The organism is Pseudoalteromonas sp. C8 (assembly GCF_011378685.1).
GTDB lineage: Bacteria > Pseudomonadota > Gammaproteobacteria > Enterobacterales > Alteromonadaceae > Pseudoalteromonas > Pseudoalteromonas arctica.
Genome location: NZ_WTKT01000011.1, coordinates 43,245 through 65,073, shown reverse-complemented (window position 1 = coordinate 65,073; position 21,829 = coordinate 43,245). Strand labels below are relative to the sequence as shown.

Here is a 21,829-nt window from a genome sequence, read left to right as displayed (position 1 = left end):
ACAACTGTATCAGTCGTTATATTTAAGAGGATTAATCTAGCATTCAATTATGCTAAGAATATGACAAACCAAGCGTTTGTCACTAAAAGGTCATTTATTAGCTAAGTTACGACTCAGCAGTAATGTGCTCGTTAAGCGCTGCTTTTTCGTCAATGCTAAGCGCTTGTTTTGATTTAGCAACAAAGTCGTACCTCACCATCACAGCTTTGCCTATTGCGCAGCATTTATCGTGTTGCCATGCTTCCTGTCTAAGCGTAAAAGAGCTAGTGCCTATATGTTCTACAGAGGTTTTTACGGTCACTTCGTGGCCATAAAATAATTCGCCTACAAACGACACTTCAACTTTGGCGATAATCAATTTCCAATCATGCGGGTTTAAGTCTGGTGTAAAAAACTTAAAAATAGGTCCACGTGCGACTTCAAACCAGACAGGGAGTACGGTATTGTTAATGTGTCCGAGTGCATCTGTTTCGCTAAAGCGCGGCATCACTTTTTCAATAAACATAAAAATCCAATAATAATTATATAAAGGTAAACCATGACGGACTTTATACGCGTTATTGATAACGCATTAAGCGATGAGTTTTGCGATGAATTTATTACCACATTCGCGCAAAGCCCGCATGTAAAACAAGGGGTAACATCGGGCGGTGTCGACTTAAAGAAAAAAGACAGTCACGACCTACACTTAAATAATCACCCCGAATATGCACAACAATTAAAACATATACAACAAACGACTGCACAGCATGTTTTTAAGTATGTTGAAGAGCATATTTTTATGATGATTGGGGCGTTTGGCTTAAAGGTCTATCACCCAAAAGCAGGTGAAGTAGTCGATTTAACCCAAGAGAATTTTGAAGAAGTGGGTAAACCACAATTACCTTTGCTAGTTCAGCAAATTTTTAGACTTGGTAATATTCAAGCGCAAAAATACGAAGTAAATAAAGGTGGTTACCCTTACTGGCACAGTGAGGTTTATCCGCAGCTACAGCATAATGAAGCACTGCATCGCGTGTTGTTATTTATGTTTTATTTAAACGATGTTGATGAAGGCGGTGAAACGGAGTTTTACTATCAAAATCGTAAAATAGCACCTAAAAAAGGCACTATGGTAATAGCCCCAGGCTACTTTACACATACCCATAGAGGCAATAAGCCAGTATCAAACGATAAGTATATTTTAACCTCGTGGGTATTGTTTAACCGTGCAGAACAAATATATGGTGCGCCAAAGAGTTAGCGCACCAAAACTTATATGATTAACCTAGTAGCTCATCAAATAAATCAAACAGTTGATCAAGCTCTTTAATGGTGTTGTAGTGCATACAACCAATGCGCACTACACCGCCTTTATCAAGCACATCTAATTGCTTGCACAAACCTTGGGCATAAAAGTTACCATCCCACACGCATATATGCTGTTTACCTAAAAATTCTGAAACGGCGCGTGGCTCAAGCCCTTCAAAAATTAAAGCAAAAGTAGGTGTACGCTCATTTAAGCGATCAAAGTCATCAATACCAAACAACTTAATGCGTGGGTAGTTTACCAAGCGCGTTAAAAAGTGCTCACTAAGCGCCATTTCGTGTTGTTTAGTTTTAGCAAAAGCTATGCTTAACTTTTCGCGGCGTGAGTGACTATCGTCAAGTTCGCTAATTGCTGCAATGTAATCAACAGCTGCGATAAAACCCGCCATGGCTTCAAAGCTTTGTGTGCCGGTTTCCCAGCGGCCTGGTGCTACGTCTTTAGCTGGCTCAACTTTGTAAGGTGTGAACCCGTCTAAATGTTCTTTTTTACCATAAACCATACCTAAATGCGGGCCAAAAAACTTATATGCAGAGCAGGCTAAAAAGTCGCAATCAAGCGCTTGCACGTCAACAAGTTCGTGCGGTGCGTAATGTACGGCATCAACATAAACAAGTGCGCCTACAGCGTGAGCAAGCTCAACAATACGTTTAATATTATTAATTGAACCTGTGGTATTTGACGCATACGTTACCGCTACAAGCTTAGTGTTGCTGTTTAATAAGCTTTCAAATTGCACCATATCTAAGCTGCAATCAGCTTCATTAATAAGCGCTGTATTTACCTTTACGTCTTTATCTTCTGCAGCTTGCTGCCACGACGATACATTTGAGAAATGATCGGCATTGGTTACAATTATTTCATCGCCAGCCTGCCAGTCGCGTGAAATAGCACGGCTAAAGCTAAATGTTAGGCTGGTCATGTTTGGACCAAACACAATTTGTTGTGAGCTAGGTGCATTAAGTAAGTCAGCGGCGGCTTGGCGCGCATTAGCCATCAACTCAACCGTTTTATCACTAGAAAAAAACGCGCCACCTAAATTCGAATTATAACGACCTAAATAAGCAGTCATCGCATTAAGCACCGATGTTGGTACCTGCGAGCCACCTGGTCCGTCTAAAAATATTGGCGATTTACCATCAACGTTTTGCATTAATGCAGGAAACTGCTCACGTAATTGCGTTATGTTCATGCTTATTCCTTAAGACGTTAATACAAAACAATCCAGGTAACCTGGTTTGCTAGCATCAATTTTGTTCATAGGTGTTGCGTTATGCCACACTTGACGGTCGTTTATTAATGCAAACATGCCGTCTTTTATTTCCATTTTAAAACAAGGCTCAGCTTGCTTGTTTTCGTATACAAGTAGCTCGCCGCCTTCTAAGTTTTCATGAGAAACGCCGCATATACATACATGATCAAAACCATCTTGATGTACGCCTTCTGGCGCTGCCGGCGTATCGCTGTTAATTGCAAGCATACGGAACTGATGAATTTCAATATCACGCTGCTCATCAATACCGGTAAGTTGGCGAAACTCATTTACAATGCTTTTCATGCCTTCTGACTCAAGTAAACTTTGCTCTAGGTTTTCGTAAGTACGCTCTACATTACCTTGAAAAGTATTAATTGAATCATCTTGAACAAATGCTTTGGTTTGTTGTAACTTTATTTCACCATTTTGCATTTTAACTACTGAGTAACGACGTTTACGAAAGGCACCATCTGCATAAGGATTTGCAGGCAGGTTATCAAAAGAAGGCTTAACCAAATCAATATTTGCTTGGTTAACAAAACGTAGTTGCAGTAAATTCTGGTTGTTTAATGCTGTCATAAAATCTCGCCTAAAATAATGAGAATATTGATGAGGATTTTAATGCATTTTGATAGGAATTTTTGCGCGATTACTTACTTTAAAAGCAACTTAAGACTAGATTTAATACAATAATATAAAAAAAGAAGCATGAACTATCTAATATTTATTTTAGCCAATAAAAAACCCGCCTAAGCGGGTTTTTAAACAAACTCTAAAAATTATACAGCTTGTTGAATAATCACGTTGTCTGCTTTTTTAGTGTAAGCAGGCATACGGTGGAAGTTCAAGTAACGGTATGTATCTGACGCCGTTGCATTGATCTTCGCAGCATATTCTTGGTACTCAGCAACTGTTGGTAATTTACCAATGATTGCAGCAATTGCAGCAAGCTCAGATGATGCTAAGAATACGTTTGCGCCATTACCTAAACGGTTAGGGAAGTTACGTGTAGAGGTAGACACAACCGTTGCTTTATCTGCAACACGTGCTTGGTTACCCATACATAGTGAACAACCTGGAGTTTCGATACGTGCGCCAACACGACCAAAAATACCGTAGTAACCTTCTTCTGTAAGTTGGTCTTTGTCCATCTTAGTAGGTGGAGCAACCCAAAGCTGAGTTGGAAGTTGACCTTTAAAGCCATCAAGCAACTTACCAGCAGCACGGAAGTGACCAATGTTAGTCATACAAGAACCGATGAATACTTCATCAATTTTCTCGCCAGCAACATCAGAAAGAAGACGCGCATCATCTGGGTCATTTGGAGCACAAAGAACAGGTTCTTTAATCTCAGCTAAATCAATTTCAACGATATGCTTGTACTCTGCATCAGCGTCAGCTTCCATTAGTTCTGGGTTAGCTAACCAATCTTGCATTGCAGTAATACGACGTTCAATCGTACGTACATCGCCGTAACCTTCAGAAATCATCCACTTAAGCATAACAATGTTTGATTCTAGGTATTCAGAGATAGACTCTTTAGATAACTTAACAGTACAACCTGCTGCCGAACGCTCTGCAGATGCATCTGATAATTCAAACGCTTGCTCAACAGTTAGGTGCTCAACGCCTTCAATTTCTAGTACGCGACCAGAGAATTCGTTAATTTTACCTTTTTTCTCAACTGTTAATAAACCTTGTTTGATACCGTAGTAAGGGATTGCATGAACAAGGTCACGTAAAGTGATGCCTGGTTGCATTTCGCCTTTAAAACGAACCAAAATAGATTCAGGCATATCAAGTGGCATAACACCAGTTGCTGCTGCGAATGCTACTGCACCCGAACCTGCTGGGAATGAAATACCTAATGGGAAACGTGTATGTGAATCACCACCAGTACCTACGGTATCTGGTAATAACATACGGTTTAACCATGAGTGAATAATACCATCACCTGGACGAAGTGAAACACCGCCACGGTTCATGATGAAATCAGGAAGCGTATGGTGAGTGCTTACATCGATAGGCTTAGGATAAGCTGATGTATGACAGAATGACTGCATTGTTAAATCTGCAGAGAAACCTAAACATGCTAGATCTTTAAGTTCATCACGTGTCATAGGACCTGTTGTATCTTGCGAACCAACAGTTGTCATTTTAGGCTCACAGTACTGACCTGGGCGAATACCTGCAACGTTACATGCTTTACCAACCATTTTTTGCGCTAGTGTGAAGCCTTTATCAGAAACTTCTGTTGCTGTTGGTACTTTAAATGTATCAGTTGCACCTAAGCCAAGAGATGTACGCGCTTTGTCAGTTAAACCACGACCGATAATTAGTGGAATACGACCACCTGCACGAACTTCATCTAAAATCACATCAGATTTAAGCTCAAAAGTAGAAATCACTTTATCAGTACCATGTTGCTTAACAACACCTTCGTACGGATAAATGTCGATTTGCTCGCCCATGTTGAGTTCATCAACATTTAATTCGATTGGTAATGCGCCTGAATCTTCCATTGTATTGAAGAAGATTGGAGCAATTTTATTACCTAAACATACACCGCCAACACGCTTGTTTGGTACAAACGGGATATCATCGCCCATAAACCAAAGTACAGAGTTAGTTGCAGACTTACGAGAAGAACCCGTACCAACAACATCACCTACGTAAGCAAGTGGTAAACCTTTAGTTTTTAATTCTTCAATCTGAGTAATTGGACCTACTTCGCCCGCTTTATCAGGTGTAATACCATCGCGTTCAATTTTTAGCATTGCTAAAGCATGAAGTGGGATATCTGGACGAGACCATGCATCTGGTGCAGGAGACAAGTCATCAGTATTTGTTTCGCCAGTTACTTTAAATACAGTAACTGAGATCTTTTCAGCAACAGCTGGCTTATTAGTAAACCATTCTGCATTTGCCCAAGACTCTATAATTTGCTTAGCGAATGTATTACCTGCTTTTGCTTTTTCTTCTACATCGTAGAACGCATCAAACATAAGTAATGTATTTGAAAGGCCTTTAACTACGATTGGTGCAAGTGTTTCGTCATCAAGTAGGTCAATCATTGGTGCAATATTGTAACCGCCCAACATTGTACCTAATAATTCTGCCGCTTTTTCTTTAGAAACAAGTGGAGAATTAGTTTCACCTTTAGCTACAGCTGCTAAGAAGCCCGCTTTAATATAAGCAGCATCATCAACACCTGCTGGTATACGCTGAATGAACAAATCTAAAATGAATTCTTCTTCACCTGCAGGTGGATTTTTGATTAATTCAATAAGATCAGCAGTTTGCTGAGCATCTAATGGCGCTGGTACGATACCTAACGCGGCACGTTCTTCTACGTGTTTACGATATTCTTGTAGCACAATATTGCCCTCTTGGTGACGTGAAAGTATCCGGTAGCGCTTCAAGCGCAAATAAGTTACCCAATACTTATAGTATTCTAACGCGTAATTATAAAGCTTTTATGGATAGATGAAAATCCATCCAGTTACGCAACTGATTATACCGATTATAAATACTATGAATAGTGGTTGTAGTAAAAACTATTTTCATGAATACTTGTTAAGTAAGAATCATTACCATTAACCAATATTAATTTATTACAGGCATAAAAAAACCCAGCACTTGGCTGGGTTTTTATTACAAACTATTTAATTAACGTAAAACTTTAACGTTTTTGATAGTTTTGATATGCGCTTCTACACGACGGTTTTCTGCGTTTGCAGCTTTAGTGTTTGCATCATTTTTAAGACGCTCTTCACCTAAACCAACTGTAGTAATACGGTCTTTAGCAATGCCATCAGAAACTAATTGCTTAGCTACTGCATCAGCACGTTTTTTAGATAACCATTTGTTGTAAGTTGCTTTACCTACAGAAGAAGTGTGACCTTCTAAAAGTACTGTTGTATCTGGGTACTCTTTTAAGAATGCAGATACTTTTTCAATATCGTTTAAGTACTGAGTAGATACTGCTGAAGCATTGTTAGGGAAAGTCACTAATAAGCTTACAGTTACTTCTTTATCTTCATATAAAGTACAACCAGTGCCATCAACTGCATCAGTCATAGGTGTGTTAGCACACTTATCATCTGCATCAGCAATGTTGTCGTTGTCGCTATCTGTAGGAGCTACAGCTACTTCAACAATTTCTGGAGCTGGTTTAACTGGCTCTACAGGAGCTGAATTTTGGCCAAATAAGTAGTTAATACCAATTTTAGCGCCTACATCTGTGTAACCACGGTCAAGACCTTGGTATACAGCTGTTTCAGCATTTACAAATAAGCCATCTGTAATGAAATGTTGGTAACCAACACCTGCATTTAAGAATGTGTTGTCATCTACTACGTCCATTTCTTTAATACCGAAAAGACCGTAGAAAGGACCGCCATTTAAATGGTAAAGAGCATCAATACCGTAACGCTCGCCATCAATACCGTTGCGGTTGCCAGCAACTTTATCAAAAGCATTAAAATCCATATCTGCATATTCAAGACGTGCGCTCCAGTAATCACTGAAACGGTAACCGGCTTCAACACCCCAGCCAGTTGATTCATTTACGTCAAGACCAGCTTGAGCACGCATGTTTTTCCAAGAGGCGTCATAGTAGTCGCCAAATGCGCCAATGTAGAAACCTTCTTCTTTATCAGCAGCGAATGTAGATGCGCTAGTTGCAGCCAACGCGATTGCAATTGTAAGTGATTTTAATTTCATTGTTTTCTTCCCATTTGAACAATTTTAAATTGTAGCTAATCGATACTAGCTCAATCAGTTTTATATAGACTAACTGAGCCTTTGTTAATCAATACTTAACGAAAAATAAAGTTTATAACTTTTTTCTATGCCTCGTCACAACACACATCCACTTACTATAGGCGAAATTAAAACTTTATTGAAAAATAAATATAGTAGTTTGTTGTAAATTAGTGCTTAGCAAGGAATGTAAGAGCAATTAAATTAAATGCACTTATAAATGTAAATGCAAAGAAACATTGCTTGGCTTTAATTCGGCGCATAATACCACCAGAATTAACATTACCCTAGGTATATGCACATATTTGATTAAAAAATGACTCTTTTTAATCATGTAGTTATACTCAAAGTTAAGTATTAAGTACCACAAAAAGTTTGGTAATCATTATCATTTATCTGTGCAGCCTGAAATTCTGATAATTTTTCACTGTCAGAATACGGGTTACTGGCTATTTTTATAAAGCGCTGTAGTAACTCACTAGACCCTGTAGCGTTATATTGTGCAATTATTTCTTCGATCACATGATTACGCGGTATTACACGAGGATTTGCAGCTCTCATTACTTCATAACTATTATCGTCGGTTAAGCCTACCCACCTAGCTCTCCATTCAATTAGCGACTCTGGTATTACTACTTCTTCTTTTAAGGATTCAGTAAGCACATCGAAGGTATTGGTGTAATCGAGCAGGTTATCTTTTAATAGTGTTAACAACTCTGCGATTAACTCGCCACTACTATTACAAGATTCATTTAAACCCAGTTTTTGTGCCCACATAGCCGTAAATTCAGTATTAAACTGCTCAGCAAAACTATTAATAAATGGCGTCATTAATGAAACCGCTTGCTCGTCATCATCGCTAATAAGTGGTATTAAACTCTCAGCTAAGCGAGCACAGTTCCAGTTAGCTATATTAGGTTGATTACCAAATGCATACCGACCTTGTTTGTCGATAGAGCTAAATACAGTATCAAAGTCAAAGCTATTCATCATGGCACACGGGCCGTAATCAATGGTTTCTCCGCTTACTAGCGTATTATCGGTATTCATTACTCCATGAATAAAGCCAACACGCATCCAGCTCACAACTAGCTTAACTTGGTTTTTAATCACAGCGCCTAAAAATGCTAAATAGCGCTGCGATCCTGTATCTGTTATTTCTGGGTAGTGTCGCTCTATAGCTAAATCGGCTAAATTTTTAAGTCCTTCAACATCGCCTTGCGTCGCTAAATATTGAAACGAGCCAACACGAATATGGCTCGTTGCTAAACGAGTCACTATGGCGCCTGCTTGTGGCGGATTACGATAAACCGTTTCACCACTACCAACAACCGCTAAGCAGCGTGTGGTTTTAATGCCTAGTGCATGCATTGCCTCGCTCATTACGTATTCACGAATAGCAGGACCAAGAGCACAACGCCCATCTCCCCCTCTTGAGTAAGGAGTAGCACCAGAGCCTTTTAATTGAATATCCCACAACTGGTTTTTATCATCATTAATAGCGCCCAGTAAATGCGCTCGCCCATCGCCTAAACGTGGTGAAAAATGTCCAAATTGGTGCCCAGAGTAACCAAGTGCTACTGCAGGAATCGCCTGTTTTTCGTTACCGCTAAAAGTGCTAGCACGCAAATCAGCTGCAACGTTAATATTAAACTCTTTTGCTAAGCTCTCGTTCCACAGTAATAACTGAGGAAAGGCAACACTTGCAGGGAAATCTTCTATCGCAAAGTTTTCCGTAATGTCTGTGTATCTTGGCACTAATTTCATGGTAATTCCTATTATTGCTGACTTATACCAACACGGTTGTCACCTACGCCATAGGCCACAATTAAGCTCAACTCTTGCATACTTAAGCCACTTTGCTTTTGCATTTCGTTAAAAAAGGCTTGGGCTGCACTCAGTGATTTTTTAGTTTGTAAGCCGCCGTCTATAATTTTATGGGCACGCAAATAATTCTCTACATCGCGTGATAGTAAAAAAGTATCTTTACCAAGTGCTCGCAGTGCATAAGGCCCTGTATTTCCGCCTAAACGCGCACCATGCTTTTTTAAATACGCCCATAAACCAATAATATCGTCTGTTGGCCAATTAGCGATAAACTGACTAAAACTGCCATGTTCCTCTGCTATTTCGTGGATCATGTAAGCATTTTCGGTAATTGTTTTTACTTTTTTATAGTTACGAACAATTCGCTCATCCGTTGCTTTTTGTTCCAGCATATCAGGTGGCATCATTAATAACTTATCAACGCTAAAATCCCAAAAAACCTCTCTAAAGCCTGGCCACTTATTATTAATGACTGACCAATAAAAGCCACTTTGAAATACTTTTCGAGTAAATTCCTCAAGCCAATCGTCGTCACTTAACGTGCTTAGTTGTTTTTTAGATAGCGGTTTTGCGAGTAATAACTTAAGCATTTTTTCAGAGCCTTTTCGCTCTACCGCTCGCTTATAAATATCGCTAAATTTTTCCATCTGATTAATACCTTACTTCTACTATGGGTCTAGTGTACGAGAAAAGCACCCAATACGTAACCACCCCTCTTTTCGATGAATTAATCTGTATTTAGTAGCTTGACACCCAGATGGCTAAAATGCTTTAATCGCCGTAATTACCCTATTTAAATGCACAGGTTTGTAAGTTTTACTCTACAAACAGGTGCAAAGGGCTAGAAGAGGTGCGTTATTCAGGTAGCGTATGTTAGGAGCGCAAACTCCAGTGAGCATACGTGAGGGGAATTAACGCCGAGAAGTAACCACTTTTGCGAGGTGTTTATTTCGGGCGACTAGGTTGAACCCTAGCGACTGTCACCAATAGCTGCTTATAAAAAGCAGCTTATTAGTTTGGTGGAGAGCTTCTGGTCTTAAATATTAAGGCCGTGCGCCCTATTATTTTAAGCCCATTCGCTCTTCGAATTATTAGTTCGAACGACGTTAATGCGGCTCCTTCCATAAAGCTTTTTAACTCTTCGAATAATACCAATTGCATTAAATTAGTTATCGCTAAAATGATCACGTTTTTAATAAAGTTGGTACAAATTATAAGTTCGTGAGAGATGATCAACAACTTCAATTTAAACGACTACTCATTGTGGACCGCGCTCGTAACGCCATTTGATCAACACGGCGATGTTGACTACAACACGTTAACTAAACTGGTTAGCGAGCAAGAAGCGGCACATAACGGTATTTTACTACTTGGCAGTACGGGCGAAGGTTTAGCACTAACGCTAAAAGAGCAACAAGCCATTGTTGAACACGTATGCCAGCTAAAACCAGCAGTACCACTCATGGTTGCTGTGGGCGGTAGTAACCTAAAGCAACAAATTGAGTGGGTTAACTACTGTAATACACTCCCAATTCATAGCTTTTTACTTGGCTCACCGCTTTATACAAAGCCTGGCGCTATAGGTCAAACTCATTGGTTTGAAAGCCTACTTAATGCAAGTGTTCACCCGTGTATGCTTTATAACGTACCGGGTCGAAGTGCTGTTAGCATTCCAACGGCAACAATTCAAAACTTACAAAATAATAAAAATTTATGGGCGTTAAAAGAAGCGAGCGGCAGCATTGCTCAGTTTGAAGCTTATCGCCAAGCTGCGCCTAATTTAGCTATTTTTAGTGGCGACGATGCGCTAATGCCTTATTTTGCTCAAGCTGGCGCAAAAGGTTTAGTGTCGGTAGCTGCAAATGCATGGCCCGCACAAACTCACGAGTTTGTTAAACGCAGCTTAAGTGGTCAACACCCTAATTTATTTGCCCAGTGGTCAAGCGCTATTAATAGCCTATTTGCTGTTGCAAACCCTATTCCCGTAAAGGTATTGATGCATTTGCAAGGTCGCTTAAGCAGCCCGCAACTTCGTCCACCTTTAACACACCTTGAGTTAACTCAAACCGATTGCATCACAACTGCAAACAACACCATTTTATCTTGGCATTAAATACAGGTTTTTATAATGAGCTGGTTAGAACTATTAAATAATTTAGAATCGGGCGCAGTACGCGCAGCATCACAAAACGAAAGCGGCCAATGGCAAGCTAACGTAGAAGTAAAACAAGGCATTTTGGATGCCTTCAAAAATGGCACTAATACTGAGTTTGCAGGTGGTTTTGTTGATAAACATAACTTAGCTCCGCAAGAATTTAGTACTGACGATGGCGTACGTATGGTGCCGGGTGGCTCTAGTGTTCGCCGTGGTGCTTATGTTGCTAAAGGCACGATTATTATGCCACCAGCGTATGTAAACATTGGTGCATACATCGACGAAGGCACAATGGTAGATAGCCACGCATTAGTTGGCTCGTGTGCACAAGTAGGTAAAAACGTACATTTAAGTGCTGCAGTGCAGCTTGGTGGTGTACTTGAGCCAATTGGTGCAAGCCCAGTAGTTGTAGAAGACGACGCCTTTATTGGCGCTGGCTGTATTATTGTTGAAGGTGTAGTCATTAAAAAAGGTGCAGTACTTGCCCCAGGCGTGCGTTTATCGGCGACTATTCCGGTATACGACTGCGTAAACGAGCGCCAACTAGATAAAGGCGAGCCAATCCCAGAATACGCGATTGTAATACCAGGCTCTCGCCCTGCGTCAAACGAGTGGGCGCGCGAGCAAGGCTTAAGCATGTCGTGTGCGTTAATTGTTAAATACCGCGACGAGAAAAGCGATGCATCGTTATTGCTTGAAGAGGTTTTACGATAATGAGCTTTTTGAGCACGCCTATCAAAACCGCTGTAAATACAATTACACAACAACTTGATACACCTTTTTTTGTTTACGACCTAGATCAACTAAACACGCATCTTGCACGTTTAGTTGCGCAAACCGATGTAAAACTGTGGTACGCGGTAAAAGCAAATCCACTGTCTAAAATTATTCAAAGCTTAGACAGTGCTGGCTTTAATTTTGACGTAGCAAGTAAAGGTGAGCTTGAGCAAGTGCTAGCACAAGGTATTAGCTCACAGCGCGTGCTCAACACAGGGCCTGCAAAAAGCCCTAAACAAATTAAACACTTTATTGAGCGCGGAGTACGTATATTCGTAGCCGAAAGCCTCAATCAAGTACGTTGGTTAAACCAACAAGCGCAACTACAAAATACGCAGTTACAAGTATTACTGCGAGTGCAATTACGCTGGCCTGAGGGTGAAAAAAACCCACTGGGCGGCGACAGCCTTACGCCGTTTGGTTTAGGTTGTGATGAGTGGCAAGCACTCAATGTAACCGACTACCCTGCACTTAAGTTTGACGGCTTACATATTTTTCAGTGGGGCAACATGCTTAGCACGCAAAAGCTAAGCGAATTGTGGTCACAAATGATTGCACCTCTTAGCCAACTTGCCAGCGATTTAAATATTAGCCTTAAAATTCTCGATTTAGGTGGTGGTTTAGGTATTCCTTATACACAAAATGAAACAACTCTTGATTGGGATGACTTAATTGCTGCGCTCGCTAAAATTAAAAATGATGCTGGCGTAGAAGAATTATGGATGGAACTTGGTCGTTATGCCGTTGGCGAATGTGGTCATTACGCAAACCCAGTAATAGAGCGCAAACAAAACTATAATCAACAGCAAGTCATTTTAAGCGGCGGTATAAATCACTTATTACGCCCTGCTGTTACCAGCCAAGATTTTCCTGCTGCGTTACTACGTGAATCCAGCGCTAAAACACAAACGTTAACCTTATACGGACCGCTTTGTACCGCGCTTGATTGCTTGGGTGAACATAACTTACCAAGCGATTTAAATGAGCACGATTGGCTGGTGTTCAGCCAATGTGGTGCTTACGGTTTTACCGAAAGTATGCCGTATTTTTTATGCCATGAGCTAGCCGCAGAGTACACTCTTCAAAACGGTACACTTACCTGTGTTCGCCAAGCCGAAAATGCTAGCCATTATTTAAGGTAATAAATATGAGCAATAAAACACACATCAGCCAAGAGAACATTGTAGTAGGGGAAGTCGCAAACGGCTTACCACTTACAATTCCTGTGTATCGTTTAAAAGGCGATGGCACAGGGCCTAGTGTTTATGTTCAGGCCAATATGCATGGCGCTGAAGTGCAAGGTAACGCAGTTATTTTTCAGCTACTTGAGCAATTAAAACACCTTAATCTTAATGGCGATATTACATTAGTGCCTTATGCTAACCCAATTGGTTGTAATCAAAAATCTGGCGAGTTTACCCTTGGCAGGTTCGATCCGATTACGGGCACTAATTGGAATCGCATGTATCACTACAATAAAAATTTAGTGGCACAGTTTGCACAAAATCATACCCAGTATGACGACGCTACATTAAAAAGTAACTTCAAACAGGCGCTTATTGACGAAGTAGACAACAAACTTAACGGCCCTGCTTATTTACTTAATACGGGTAAACGCATTGCACTTAACCTACAAAAGCTCGCTCATCAGGCTGATATAGTACTCGATTTACACACAGGTCCTATTTCAAGCAAGCATTTGTACTGCCCAACCTATGCAACCGACAGCGCACGTTACTTTAATATTGAGCATGTATTGCTTATTCCTAGTGATTTTGACGGCGCTATGGACGAAGCTAACTTTTGCCCGTGGTGGCATTTAAGTGATGCACTTAGCGGGCAAGGTCGCGAATTATCAATACCTGTTGAAGCATTTACTGTAGAGCTAGGTAGCCAAGAAAAAATAGACTTAAAAGAAGCGCTAAACGATGCTAACAGCATTTTAAGTTACTTAAATCACAAAGGCGTGCTGCAAAACGCACCACATACGCCAGCTAATATCACTCGCTATGCATGTAATTTAGATGACTACTTTGCTTATTACGCCCCCATTGGCGGCATGGTTGAATACATAGCCCCACTTGGCGGGCACATTAAAGCCGGTGAGCCTATTGCTAATATTTTACGCATGGAGCGCTACTTAAGCGAGCAACCACTGCAAACACTTACTCTCGATTGCGATGCAATTGCCATTTTGCACTTTGCCTCGGCGAGTGTTAACCAAGGCACCGAACTTTATAAGTTTTTTACTAACATATTTGAGCTTTAGCTCACCCTTCTCATTGCGTGAGAGCACATAGTTAATGTGCATTAAAAAAGCGGCCTAGGCCGCTTTTTTTTCTGATCTATATTTACTTTGTATACGTATAGACCTTGTTATAAATACAAATTCAGTAAAAGTTCACCGTTACATATGTAAAAAGACGTTATAATTAAATTAACGCATACAACACAACCCGAACCCACAAGGAATTACAATGAGCTGGCGCCACTGGATCACACTTTCTGCCTTAATAAGTACAGCTACCTTCGCACAAGAAGAAGTTGCTACAAATGAGCAAGACAACGACATCGAACTTGTAAAGCAGTGTATTTTAAATGAAGTAATTGGCGGAGATGGTAAACAAACATTAGACGATCTTCGTAAAAAGTGTTCAGCTCTTGAAGAAAACAAACAACTTACCGCGCTTGATAAACGCCAAGCTCGTGAAGAAGTAGGTAAAAAAAATAGAAATGTAATTACGCCACATAAGCGTAACTATATTTTACCGCTTTCGTACGTATCACACCCAAACGATCGCCCATTTGATGGCTTTGATGCACTAACCGACGACAACGACGGTGAACCGCTCGACAACTTAGAAGCAAAATACCAGCTATCGATAAAAGTGCCTCTTTACGATGATTTTTCGGATAAAGACCAAGCCATATTTTTTGGCTTTACACTGCAATCATATTGGCAGATTTATAACTCAGAAATTTCTTCTCCATTTCGTGAGACCAACTACGAACCAGAGATATTTTGGATAAATTACCTCGACCCAGAAAACGTATTATGGGGCGACGAAATGGCAATCGCATTAGGTATCTCGCATCAGTCAAATGGTCGAAGCCAACCAAACTCACGTTCGTGGAACCGTATTTATGCAGACTTTATCTGGGAAAACAGAGGCTTTGTTTTTAGCTTTAAACCTTGGTATCGCATAGCTGAGGACGAAAAAGAAGATATTTTAGAAGCCAATGGCGACGACAACCCAGACATATATAAATACATGGGTTACTTTGAGTTTAGCGGCGCGTATCGTTTTCATGACCATGAGTTTAGCTTTATGACACGTAACAACTTAAATTCAGATAATCGTGGTGCAATTCAACTCGACTGGTCGTTTCCTTTATGGGGCCGCGTTCGTGGTTATGCACAATACTTTAACGGTTATGGCGAAAGCTTAATTGATTACAATGCGGATGTAGAACGTATTGGTGTAGGTATATTATTAACCGATCTGCTGTGATACTTCCCTAAGTTTTACGCACAAAAAAGCCAAGCATCGCTTAGCTTTTTTGTGTTTTGAACAGCTAAACAGTTATTTTTTTACTACGAACTGTCCTTCAAATTCGGCAACCACGTTATCACCATCGTAAATAGTTACTGGCACTACGTAACTTGCTTTACCATCGGTTTCTAAATCGCTTAACTTGCCCTTACAGGTTTGTATATCAACACAGCCACGTGGGTCAGTAGTAAGCGGTTTTAAGTACTTAATGTTAGCATCGGCTAATACAATATTACCTTCAAGCCCAGCTTCTTTAAGTGCTAAGTACGTAGCGCCCCAACCTGTTAACGTGGCCAAGCTATAAATAGAGCCTGCAAACATGGTGTTATGTAGGTTTAAGTTAGCGTCTAGGTCGGCGCTGGTTGTAAATTGCCAATCGGTATAGCTTTCTACCTTAATACCCATCGCGTCACTAATTGGAATAGACTCACGCCACGTATTTTGTAGTACTTGCGTCCAATTTGGATGACGGAACCAGCCTGGCTCAGACGGTTTTTGCTTTATCATTTTAAAATGCTGTACATCGCCATACGCTAAATGTGCTTTTTCTTTTAGTTCGTAACCGTGGCGTTTATAAAACTCAAGCGCTCGTTCGCGTGCAAACAAAACCAGTTCATCGGCATTTTGTGTCCATGCTATTTTTTCAAGCTCATGAAGCAAACGACTACCAATATGCTGATTACGGTTCCCCTCTGCAACTGCCATGTAGCGCACTTGTGCTTGCTCATGACTGTTAAAGTGCAAACGTGCTACGCCTAGTACTTCGCCTTCTTTATTTTTTATAAAGCGGTGCTCAGAGTCTTGTTCCATATCGTCTTGTTCAGAGCCACGAGGCTCGCCCCAAGGCGCGCGTAATACCTGCCAACGCAATTGGTAATACGCTTGCCAATCTTCGCTACTTTGTGGGGTGCTTACCTGAAACATACATACTCCTGTTGTTATATAAGCCGTAAATAAAAGTCAAAAAAAGGCTACGGCGCTATACTAATAGTATTGGTTATCTACCAAGCTAAAAAAATAAAATAATTAAATTGATTGGCATTATTATGGCAAATACCATACTCCATCTTAAAAAAACTGCAAATACGACTTTGGTGATGGCTGTAAAATAACGTAAAAAAATAATGACAAAGGCCATTGCGCTTTAACGTTGCTAGTTTATGCTGAGAATATGACTGAAAAAATCAATTATATAAATTCACAGACGGATTTGCTGAGCGATCAATTTATTGAAAATAGCCACAGCATTGGTCAGTTAATCTATTGGCATAAATGCAGTGGCGATCACATTCAAGTACGTGAGCACGAGCAGTTACGCTGGTTACTTATTAACGACACTCTTCAATCTGTTATTGATTTAAATAACCCGGATTTATTACTTTTTCCACACTTATTGTACCTAGATAAGCACTGGCAAGCTCTTAGCGCGCCACAAAAAGTGTTAGAACTCGGCCTTGGCGGCGGTGCAATTCGTAATTATTTACAACACAAATACCCTAAAGCACAAATAACATCGGTTGAAAAAAACGCTGATATTATTGATTGCTATACCCAGTTTTTTTCGTCAAATAAGAATGAGCAACTGCTGTGCGCCGATGCGCAACAGATTTTAAAAAGTGTGCAAAATATTGATTGGATTATTCTAGATTTATTTAGCCAAATAGACGCGCCTCGATTTTTATTTGAAGAGGCCTTTTATAAAAAAATCTACTCAGCTTTAAATAACAACGGCGTGCTATTTATTAACTTTTTATCGCAGCATGAGTCGCAATTAAAGCAACTTCAGCAGCTATTACTCGATGTATTTGGTTGTTATGTTAGCCCGCAAAAAATTACGGGCTATGTAAATCATATTGTCGTGATCACTAAAAAAGAGGCTTAAACAGATAAGTTAAACGTAACGGGCCCATCATTGCACAAGCTTACTTGCATATCGGCACCAAACTCACCTGTGGCTATTGTAAGCTCTAACTCTTTAGCTTGAGCTACAAAGTACTCGTAAAGCTCGTTAGCTTGGCTTGGCGTAGCTGCAGATGAAAAACTAGGGCGCATTCCTTTTTTAGTATCAGCCGCTAAAGTAAATTGCGAAACCACTAATAACTCACCTTTAATATCTTTAAGGCTTAGGTTCATTTTGTCGTTTTCGTCAGTAAAAATACGATAATTACTTACCTTATGTAAAAGCTTATCAGCAGTTTGTTCATCGTCGTGCTTTTCAACCCCTAGCAACAGCAATATGCCATTGCCAATTTCGCCTACCACGTGGTTGTTAATTTCTACTTTGGCATGCTTTACACGTTGTATTAAACCTTGCATTTAAACTGTGTCCTTTACTGCTGGTTCATCATCTTCTAGTTCAAGCTCTGGTGTTTCTGGAATATCATTTGGGCTAATGCACGCAGTAAATTCTGCGCCAAGCAAAACAACGACCCACGACAAATACACCCATACAAATAAAATAGGAATGGTTGCTACTGCGCCATAAATAACTTCGTACGACGGGAAATGGCTAATATAAAGAGCAAACCCCTTTTTAGTCAGCTCAAATAATAGTGCCGCAAAAAAAGCGCCAGGTATTGCCGCTCTAAACGACACCCGTGTATTAGGCACTAAGGTGTAGAGCATAATAAAGCCCACCATCGAAATTCCATACGGCAATAGCTTTAACAAAAACCCGCTAAACCCAGGAATCCCCTGATCAGCAAACGACACCAAAGATACAATATAAGAGGTAACACCAATACTGGCACCGAGCAACATAGGCCCTAAGCTCAAAACCATCCAGTACACAGCAAATGAGATCATCATTGGGCGCTTTTTCTTTATGCGCCAAATTCGGTTCAATGTGGCATCTACATTACGTATTAACAGCAATGCAATTGCAGCTAAAAAGCCAATACCTACTGCCGTCATTTGATTAGCGTTACCGGCAAAGGAGCTAATATGCTCTCTAATAACATCGGTAGAGGTAGGTACAAAATTAGTAAACAAAAAGCTCTCAATTTCCATGCGAGTAGATTCAAAGCCCGGAAAGGCTGAAAATATAGCAACACCCACCGCAATTAATGGCACTAAAGAAAGAAGTGTCACGTAAGCAAGGTAACCTGCATTAACCGTTATTTGATCGTCTATACACCGATTAAAATACTGCATCCACCAACCAGGTTGCTGGCGTATAAAGGACTTAACTTGCTGTTTGTAATGTGAGAGCTTATCATTCATACAATTGACTTGTGCTTATATAGTTTTGATTATAATAACAATCAGCGCCATAATTTACAGCACTAACGCTCGTAAACAGGAATTCAAATGAAAAAACAAACATTACTCAGTGTTTCAATGCTTGTAGTAACACTTACTTTAACTGGCTGCCAATCAGCTTATTATTCTGCGATGGAAAAAGTGGGTGTTCACAAACGCGATATTCTTATTGATCGCGTAGAAGAAACCAAAGACTCGCAACAAGAGTCACAAGAAGAATTTAAATCGGCACTAGAGCGCTTAACGACTCTAATTGATTTTAATGGTGGCGAACTACAAGACACTTACAATCAACTAAACGATGATTACGAGTCGAGCTTAAATGCCGCTAACGAAGTATCAACTAACATCAATAAAGTAGAAGACGTGGCAGAAGCGCTATTTGATGAGTGGGCCGATGAGTTAGAGCAGTACAAAAGTGCATCACTTAAGCGTGAAAGCAGCAAAAAGCTAACCGCGACTAAGCGTCAATTTGATCAGCTATTACGCTCAATGCGCAGCGCAGAGAGTAAAATGGAGCCAGTATTAACCTCGCTTCATGATAACGTTTTATACTTAAAGCATAACTTAAATGCACAAGCGGTATCGGCTATTAAAGGTGAATTCACTAACCTTAAGCGCGATATTCAATTGTTGATGAACGACATGAACAAATCGATTGCCGATTCAAACAAATTTATTGAACAAATGAATAGCGCTGGCTAATCATTTGTTACTTTAACAAGCCTGCTTAATTGCAGGCTTTTTTATGTTAAAGGAAATGCTAAAAGGGATTTACAATGAAACGCTTTTTAATCGCAACAATGCTCTTATGTATATTAACGGCCTGCGGTGCACCTAATAATATTAATCGTATTACCAGCCCCGACTCAGTTGTTGTTATTAATGATAAGAACGGTCGTTATAAAAATTTATACACAGGTGAAAAAACATATCCCACTACCTGTACTGAAAACTGCTACCCAGCCCACCCAGACTTACTATGCAAAACCGGCAGCGAAAACTGCCAGTACCAAGGCCAGCAAACTAAGCCACAACTTAGCACCGGCTATACCGTACGCTGGCTTGGCCACGCTAGTTTTGTAATTAACACCCCAAATGGTCAAAGTGTGCTGTTTGATCCGGTAAAAAATCAGTTTGATTCTCCAGTAGCACTTGGCTTTAAACTCGGCGGTGGTATTTATCGTAAAGCAGGCGCTTGGCCTAGTGAGCAAGAACTGGAAAATATTGATGCGGTAATGTATTCACATATTCATTACGATCACTTTAATAAAGCCGACATACAAAGCATTGGCAATAAACCTCGCTATTTAACACCACTCAGTATGGCCGACAACTTTCCTACCGGTGGTTTTAATATTAGCGAAATGCCGTGGTATTCAACAACCAACATTGACGACTTAGTTATTAATGCCGTGCCAGCTCATCATTTTAGCGCTCGTGTATTGGTGCCCTTTATTTACGAAGATAACAATAAAGACTTATGGAATGGCTGGCTGCTTGAACAAAACGGCAGTACCTTATTTTTTGCAGGCGATACGGGCTACTCAAAACACTTTAAAGACATACAGCAAAAATATGGCGATATAGATGTGTGCTTAATACCAATCGCATCTTACTACAGTAAAGAAAGTGGTAAATTTTATCGTTACGTCCACACCACACCGGAGGATGCGCTCAACGCAGCACAAGAGCTTAACTGCAAAGTAATGATACCGTGGGGATACGGTAACTCAAGTTGGAAAATGGGTGACCACAGCAGTCATTCAGCCTTACTGCGCTTATTGCATATGTACACTAAAATGGATTCAAAAGTACCGCTGTATATTTTAAACGAAGGCGAAAGTATTTCACTATAACTATTTACTTAGCTGTTTTAAGATTGTTATTACATTAAGACAAATCCACAATAAAATTGAGAAATTAATGAAAAAATTAGCACTCGCCTTAAGCTTTTTATTAAGCACGCCAGCAATGGCTATTGATGTTGAACATACATCAACTCCAATTACTATTGATGGCGTATCAGAAAGTGCGTGGGATAAAGCCGCTTGGCACGATATGCCTTATTTAATGGATGGCACACTGCCATCAAACGATGCCGACTTTAAAGGGCGTTATCGCTTACTGTGGGATCAAAACTATTTATACCTACAAGCCGATATTGTGGATGACGTTTTAATAGATACACACCCCGACCCAACCTATAAATATTGGGATGACGATGCGCTTGAAGTATTTATTGATAGCGATGCATCGGGCGGTAATCATCAATTTAATCACACCGCTTTGGCGTACCATATTGGCCTTGATAACCAAGCCGCCGATTACGGACCTGATAAAAAGGCCCATTTGTATACCGACCACCTAGTCAGTAACTGGAAGCGCAACACCACCGCACCTTTTAACATTACTTGGGAAGTAGCAATAAAGCTCTACCCTAATGATTATAAAGAAGGAGCTAATAACACCCCAATTACACTTAGCGAAAAGCAAGTAATAGGCTTTATGTTAGCGTATTGCGATAACGATGGCAGTGACGTGCGCGAGCACTTTATGGGCTCACACGAAGTACAACCAGTAAATGGCGACAGAAATCGTGGTTTTATAGATGCCGACGTCTTTGGCAAAATAACCCTACTCCCTAAAAAGTAAGTAACTACCAATAAAATAATTGAACACGTATGTTGGGTTGAGCGAAGCGAAACCCAGCGAAAAAAAGCCCACCAACAAACACTGATACTTTACATTATCGGCTGTTTCAACTTTCCCTCTTCTCATTCCCTTCTCCTTGTGCAAAAAATCTTTAAATAAATTATTCACAAAGAGGTTAAGAGGCGCTGCGCTTTTAGAGGTAAATATATTATGGAAATTTCATAACAAAACGGTAGCTATATAATTTTAAGCTAAATACTGTCAGCTGACGACTT

Annotated in this window: 20 protein-coding genes and 1 riboswitch; of the genes, 10 read left to right on the top strand and 10 right to left on the bottom strand. The window is 40.2% G+C overall.

Annotated elements, in window-relative coordinates:
* Window positions 1-106: 106 nt before the first annotated feature.
* The gene (locus GQR39_RS12160) at window positions 107-505 is read right to left on the bottom strand and encodes an acyl-CoA thioesterase (RefSeq protein ID WP_010554810.1); all 399 of its coding nucleotides are present in this window, start codon (window positions 503-505) and stop codon (window positions 107-109) included.
* A 33-nt stretch (window positions 506-538) separates the two neighbouring features.
* Here GQR39_RS12160 and GQR39_RS12155 point away from each other — a divergent pair, with 33 nt between their 5' ends.
* Window positions 539-1,243, top strand: coding sequence for a 2OG-Fe(II) oxygenase (locus GQR39_RS12155; protein ID WP_165735729.1), 705 nt, complete (start codon window positions 539-541; stop codon window positions 1,241-1,243).
* A 19-nt stretch (window positions 1,244-1,262) separates the two neighbouring features.
* On the opposite strand, the gene GQR39_RS12150 is transcribed toward GQR39_RS12155, so the two are convergent.
* From GQR39_RS12150 to GQR39_RS12125, 6 genes are all read right to left on the bottom strand, one after another.
* Window positions 1,263-2,498: a cysteine desulfurase-like protein gene (locus tag GQR39_RS12150; protein ID WP_165735728.1), complete on the bottom strand. Its 1,236-nt coding sequence runs from the start codon at window positions 2,496-2,498 to the stop codon at window positions 1,263-1,265.
* A 9-nt stretch (window positions 2,499-2,507) separates the two neighbouring features.
* Entirely contained in the window at window positions 2,508-3,140 is a 633-nt protein-coding gene (locus tag GQR39_RS12145) for a 2OG-Fe dioxygenase family protein (protein ID WP_007579988.1), read from the bottom strand.
* 200 nt (window positions 3,141-3,340) lie between these two features.
* Window positions 3,341-5,938: a bifunctional aconitate hydratase 2/2-methylisocitrate dehydratase gene (gene acnB, locus GQR39_RS12140; RefSeq protein ID WP_024597216.1), complete on the bottom strand. Its 2,598-nt coding sequence runs from the start codon at window positions 5,936-5,938 to the stop codon at window positions 3,341-3,343.
* Between the two features lie 292 nt (window positions 5,939-6,230).
* Entirely contained in the window at window positions 6,231-7,286 is a 1,056-nt protein-coding gene (locus GQR39_RS12135) for an OmpA family protein (RefSeq protein WP_165735727.1), read from the bottom strand.
* 396 nt (window positions 7,287-7,682) lie between these two features.
* Window positions 7,683-9,092, bottom strand: coding sequence for a protein adenylyltransferase SelO family protein (locus tag GQR39_RS12130; RefSeq protein WP_165735726.1), 1,410 nt, complete (start codon window positions 9,090-9,092; stop codon window positions 7,683-7,685).
* A gap of 11 nt (window positions 9,093-9,103) precedes the next feature.
* Entirely contained in the window at window positions 9,104-9,799 is a 696-nt protein-coding gene (locus GQR39_RS12125) for a DNA-3-methyladenine glycosylase I (protein ID WP_165735725.1), read from the bottom strand.
* Between the two features lie 190 nt (window positions 9,800-9,989).
* A riboswitch (Lysine riboswitch) is annotated at window positions 9,990-10,190 on the top strand.
* 190 nt (window positions 10,191-10,380) lie between these two features.
* Here GQR39_RS12125 and dapA point away from each other — a divergent pair.
* The 5 genes from dapA to GQR39_RS12100 all read left to right on the top strand — a co-directional run bounded on the left by dapA (window position 10,381) and on the right by GQR39_RS12100 (window position 15,596).
* Window positions 10,381-11,265 (top strand): 4-hydroxy-tetrahydrodipicolinate synthase, encoded by an 885-nt coding sequence (gene dapA / locus GQR39_RS12120; RefSeq protein ID WP_101163272.1) that lies wholly within the window; start codon window positions 10,381-10,383, stop codon window positions 11,263-11,265.
* A 15-nt stretch (window positions 11,266-11,280) separates the two neighbouring features.
* Window positions 11,281-12,021 carry a 2,3,4,5-tetrahydropyridine-2,6-dicarboxylate N-succinyltransferase gene (locus GQR39_RS12115; protein WP_007376223.1) on the top strand — a complete coding sequence of 247 codons (741 nt, stop codon included), beginning with the start codon at window positions 11,281-11,283 and terminating at the stop codon, window positions 12,019-12,021.
* Window positions 12,021-13,226 (top strand): PLP-dependent decarboxylase, encoded by a 1,206-nt coding sequence (locus GQR39_RS12110; RefSeq protein ID WP_165735724.1) that lies wholly within the window; start codon window positions 12,021-12,023, stop codon window positions 13,224-13,226. Before GQR39_RS12115 ends, GQR39_RS12110 begins: the two co-directional genes overlap by 1 nt.
* Window positions 13,227-13,231: 5 nt before the next feature.
* The gene (locus GQR39_RS12105; protein ID WP_165735723.1) at window positions 13,232-14,353 is read left to right on the top strand and encodes a succinylglutamate desuccinylase/aspartoacylase family protein; all 1,122 of its coding nucleotides are present in this window, start codon (window positions 13,232-13,234) and stop codon (window positions 14,351-14,353) included.
* Window positions 14,354-14,561: 208 nt separating this feature from the next.
* Complete coding sequence (locus GQR39_RS12100; protein WP_002958796.1) at window positions 14,562-15,596, top strand: phospholipase A; 1,035 nt, start codon at window positions 14,562-14,564, stop codon at window positions 15,594-15,596.
* A gap of 72 nt (window positions 15,597-15,668) precedes the next feature.
* Here the strand turns inward: GQR39_RS12100 and GQR39_RS12095 are convergent, their stop codons facing one another.
* Window positions 15,669-16,562 carry a bifunctional GNAT family N-acetyltransferase/hotdog fold thioesterase gene (locus GQR39_RS12095; RefSeq protein ID WP_010554800.1) on the bottom strand — a complete coding sequence of 298 codons (894 nt, stop codon included), beginning with the start codon at window positions 16,560-16,562 and terminating at the stop codon, window positions 15,669-15,671.
* 247 nt (window positions 16,563-16,809) lie between these two features.
* Here GQR39_RS12095 and GQR39_RS12090 point away from each other — a divergent pair, with 247 nt between their 5' ends.
* Window positions 16,810-17,520, top strand: coding sequence for a fused MFS/spermidine synthase (locus tag GQR39_RS12090; protein WP_165735722.1), 711 nt, complete (start codon window positions 16,810-16,812; stop codon window positions 17,518-17,520).
* Here the strand turns inward: GQR39_RS12090 and dtd are convergent.
* Both dtd and GQR39_RS12080 read right to left on the bottom strand, forming a co-directional pair.
* A complete protein-coding gene (gene dtd, locus GQR39_RS12085; protein WP_165735721.1) occupies window positions 17,517-17,954 on the bottom strand; it encodes a D-aminoacyl-tRNA deacylase in 438 nt (145 codons plus the stop codon). The two genes, GQR39_RS12090 and dtd, sit on opposite strands and share 4 nt — an antisense overlap.
* Window positions 17,955-18,860, bottom strand: coding sequence for a virulence factor BrkB family protein (locus GQR39_RS12080; RefSeq protein WP_007582159.1), 906 nt, complete (start codon window positions 18,858-18,860; stop codon window positions 17,955-17,957). It abuts the gene before it with no gap.
* A gap of 87 nt (window positions 18,861-18,947) precedes the next feature.
* Here GQR39_RS12080 and GQR39_RS12075 point away from each other — a divergent pair, with 87 nt between their 5' ends.
* From GQR39_RS12075 to GQR39_RS12065, 3 genes are all read left to right on the top strand, one after another.
* On the top strand, window positions 18,948-19,604 hold the full coding sequence (locus GQR39_RS12075) for a DUF2959 domain-containing protein (protein ID WP_007582161.1): 657 nt from the start codon (window positions 18,948-18,950) through the stop codon (window positions 19,602-19,604).
* 74 nt (window positions 19,605-19,678) lie between these two features.
* Entirely contained in the window at window positions 19,679-20,758 is a 1,080-nt protein-coding gene (locus GQR39_RS12070; protein WP_165735720.1) for an MBL fold metallo-hydrolase, read from the top strand.
* A gap of 67 nt (window positions 20,759-20,825) precedes the next feature.
* Window positions 20,826-21,554: a CBM9 family sugar-binding protein gene (locus GQR39_RS12065; protein WP_165735719.1), complete on the top strand. Its 729-nt coding sequence runs from the start codon at window positions 20,826-20,828 to the stop codon at window positions 21,552-21,554.
* Window positions 21,555-21,829 lie beyond the last annotated feature (275 nt).

Bases quoted from the DNA above. Each gene is read 5' to 3' on its own strand.
- GQR39_RS12125 (WP_165735725.1), bottom strand. From the start codon at position 9,799: ATGGAAAAATTTAGCGATATTTATAAGCGAGCGGTAGAGCGAAAAGGC.
- GQR39_RS12065 (WP_165735719.1), top strand. From the start codon at position 20,826: ATGAAAAAATTAGCACTCGCCTTAAGCTTTTTATTAAGCACGCCAGCA.
- GQR39_RS12145 (WP_007579988.1), bottom strand. From the start codon at position 3,140: ATGACAGCATTAAACAACCAGAATTTACTGCAACTACGTTTTGTTAAC.
- dapA (WP_101163272.1), top strand. From the start codon at position 10,381: ATGATCAACAACTTCAATTTAAACGACTACTCATTGTGGACCGCGCTC.
- GQR39_RS12100 (WP_002958796.1), top strand. From the start codon at position 14,562: ATGAGCTGGCGCCACTGGATCACACTTTCTGCCTTAATAAGTACAGCT.
- GQR39_RS12090 (WP_165735722.1), top strand. From the start codon at position 16,810: ATGACTGAAAAAATCAATTATATAAATTCACAGACGGATTTGCTGAGC.
- GQR39_RS12155 (WP_165735729.1), top strand. From the start codon at position 539: ATGACGGACTTTATACGCGTTATTGATAACGCATTAAGCGATGAGTTT.
- GQR39_RS12070 (WP_165735720.1), top strand. From the start codon at position 19,679: ATGAAACGCTTTTTAATCGCAACAATGCTCTTATGTATATTAACGGCC.
- GQR39_RS12095 (WP_010554800.1), bottom strand. From the start codon at position 16,562: ATGTTTCAGGTAAGCACCCCACAAAGTAGCGAAGATTGGCAAGCGTAT.
- GQR39_RS12130 (WP_165735726.1), bottom strand. From the start codon at position 9,092: ATGAAATTAGTGCCAAGATACACAGACATTACGGAAAACTTTGCGATA.
- GQR39_RS12080 (WP_007582159.1), bottom strand. From the start codon at position 18,860: ATGAATGATAAGCTCTCACATTACAAACAGCAAGTTAAGTCCTTTATA.
- GQR39_RS12110 (WP_165735724.1), top strand. From the start codon at position 12,021: ATGAGCTTTTTGAGCACGCCTATCAAAACCGCTGTAAATACAATTACA.
- GQR39_RS12115 (WP_007376223.1), top strand. From the start codon at position 11,281: ATGAGCTGGTTAGAACTATTAAATAATTTAGAATCGGGCGCAGTACGC.
- GQR39_RS12135 (WP_165735727.1), bottom strand. From the start codon at position 7,286: ATGAAATTAAAATCACTTACAATTGCAATCGCGTTGGCTGCAACTAGC.
- GQR39_RS12105 (WP_165735723.1), top strand. From the start codon at position 13,232: ATGAGCAATAAAACACACATCAGCCAAGAGAACATTGTAGTAGGGGAA.
- dtd (WP_165735721.1), bottom strand. From the start codon at position 17,954: ATGCAAGGTTTAATACAACGTGTAAAGCATGCCAAAGTAGAAATTAAC.
- GQR39_RS12150 (WP_165735728.1), bottom strand. From the start codon at position 2,498: ATGAACATAACGCAATTACGTGAGCAGTTTCCTGCATTAATGCAAAAC.
- GQR39_RS12075 (WP_007582161.1), top strand. From the start codon at position 18,948: ATGAAAAAACAAACATTACTCAGTGTTTCAATGCTTGTAGTAACACTT.
- GQR39_RS12160 (WP_010554810.1), bottom strand. From the start codon at position 505: ATGTTTATTGAAAAAGTGATGCCGCGCTTTAGCGAAACAGATGCACTC.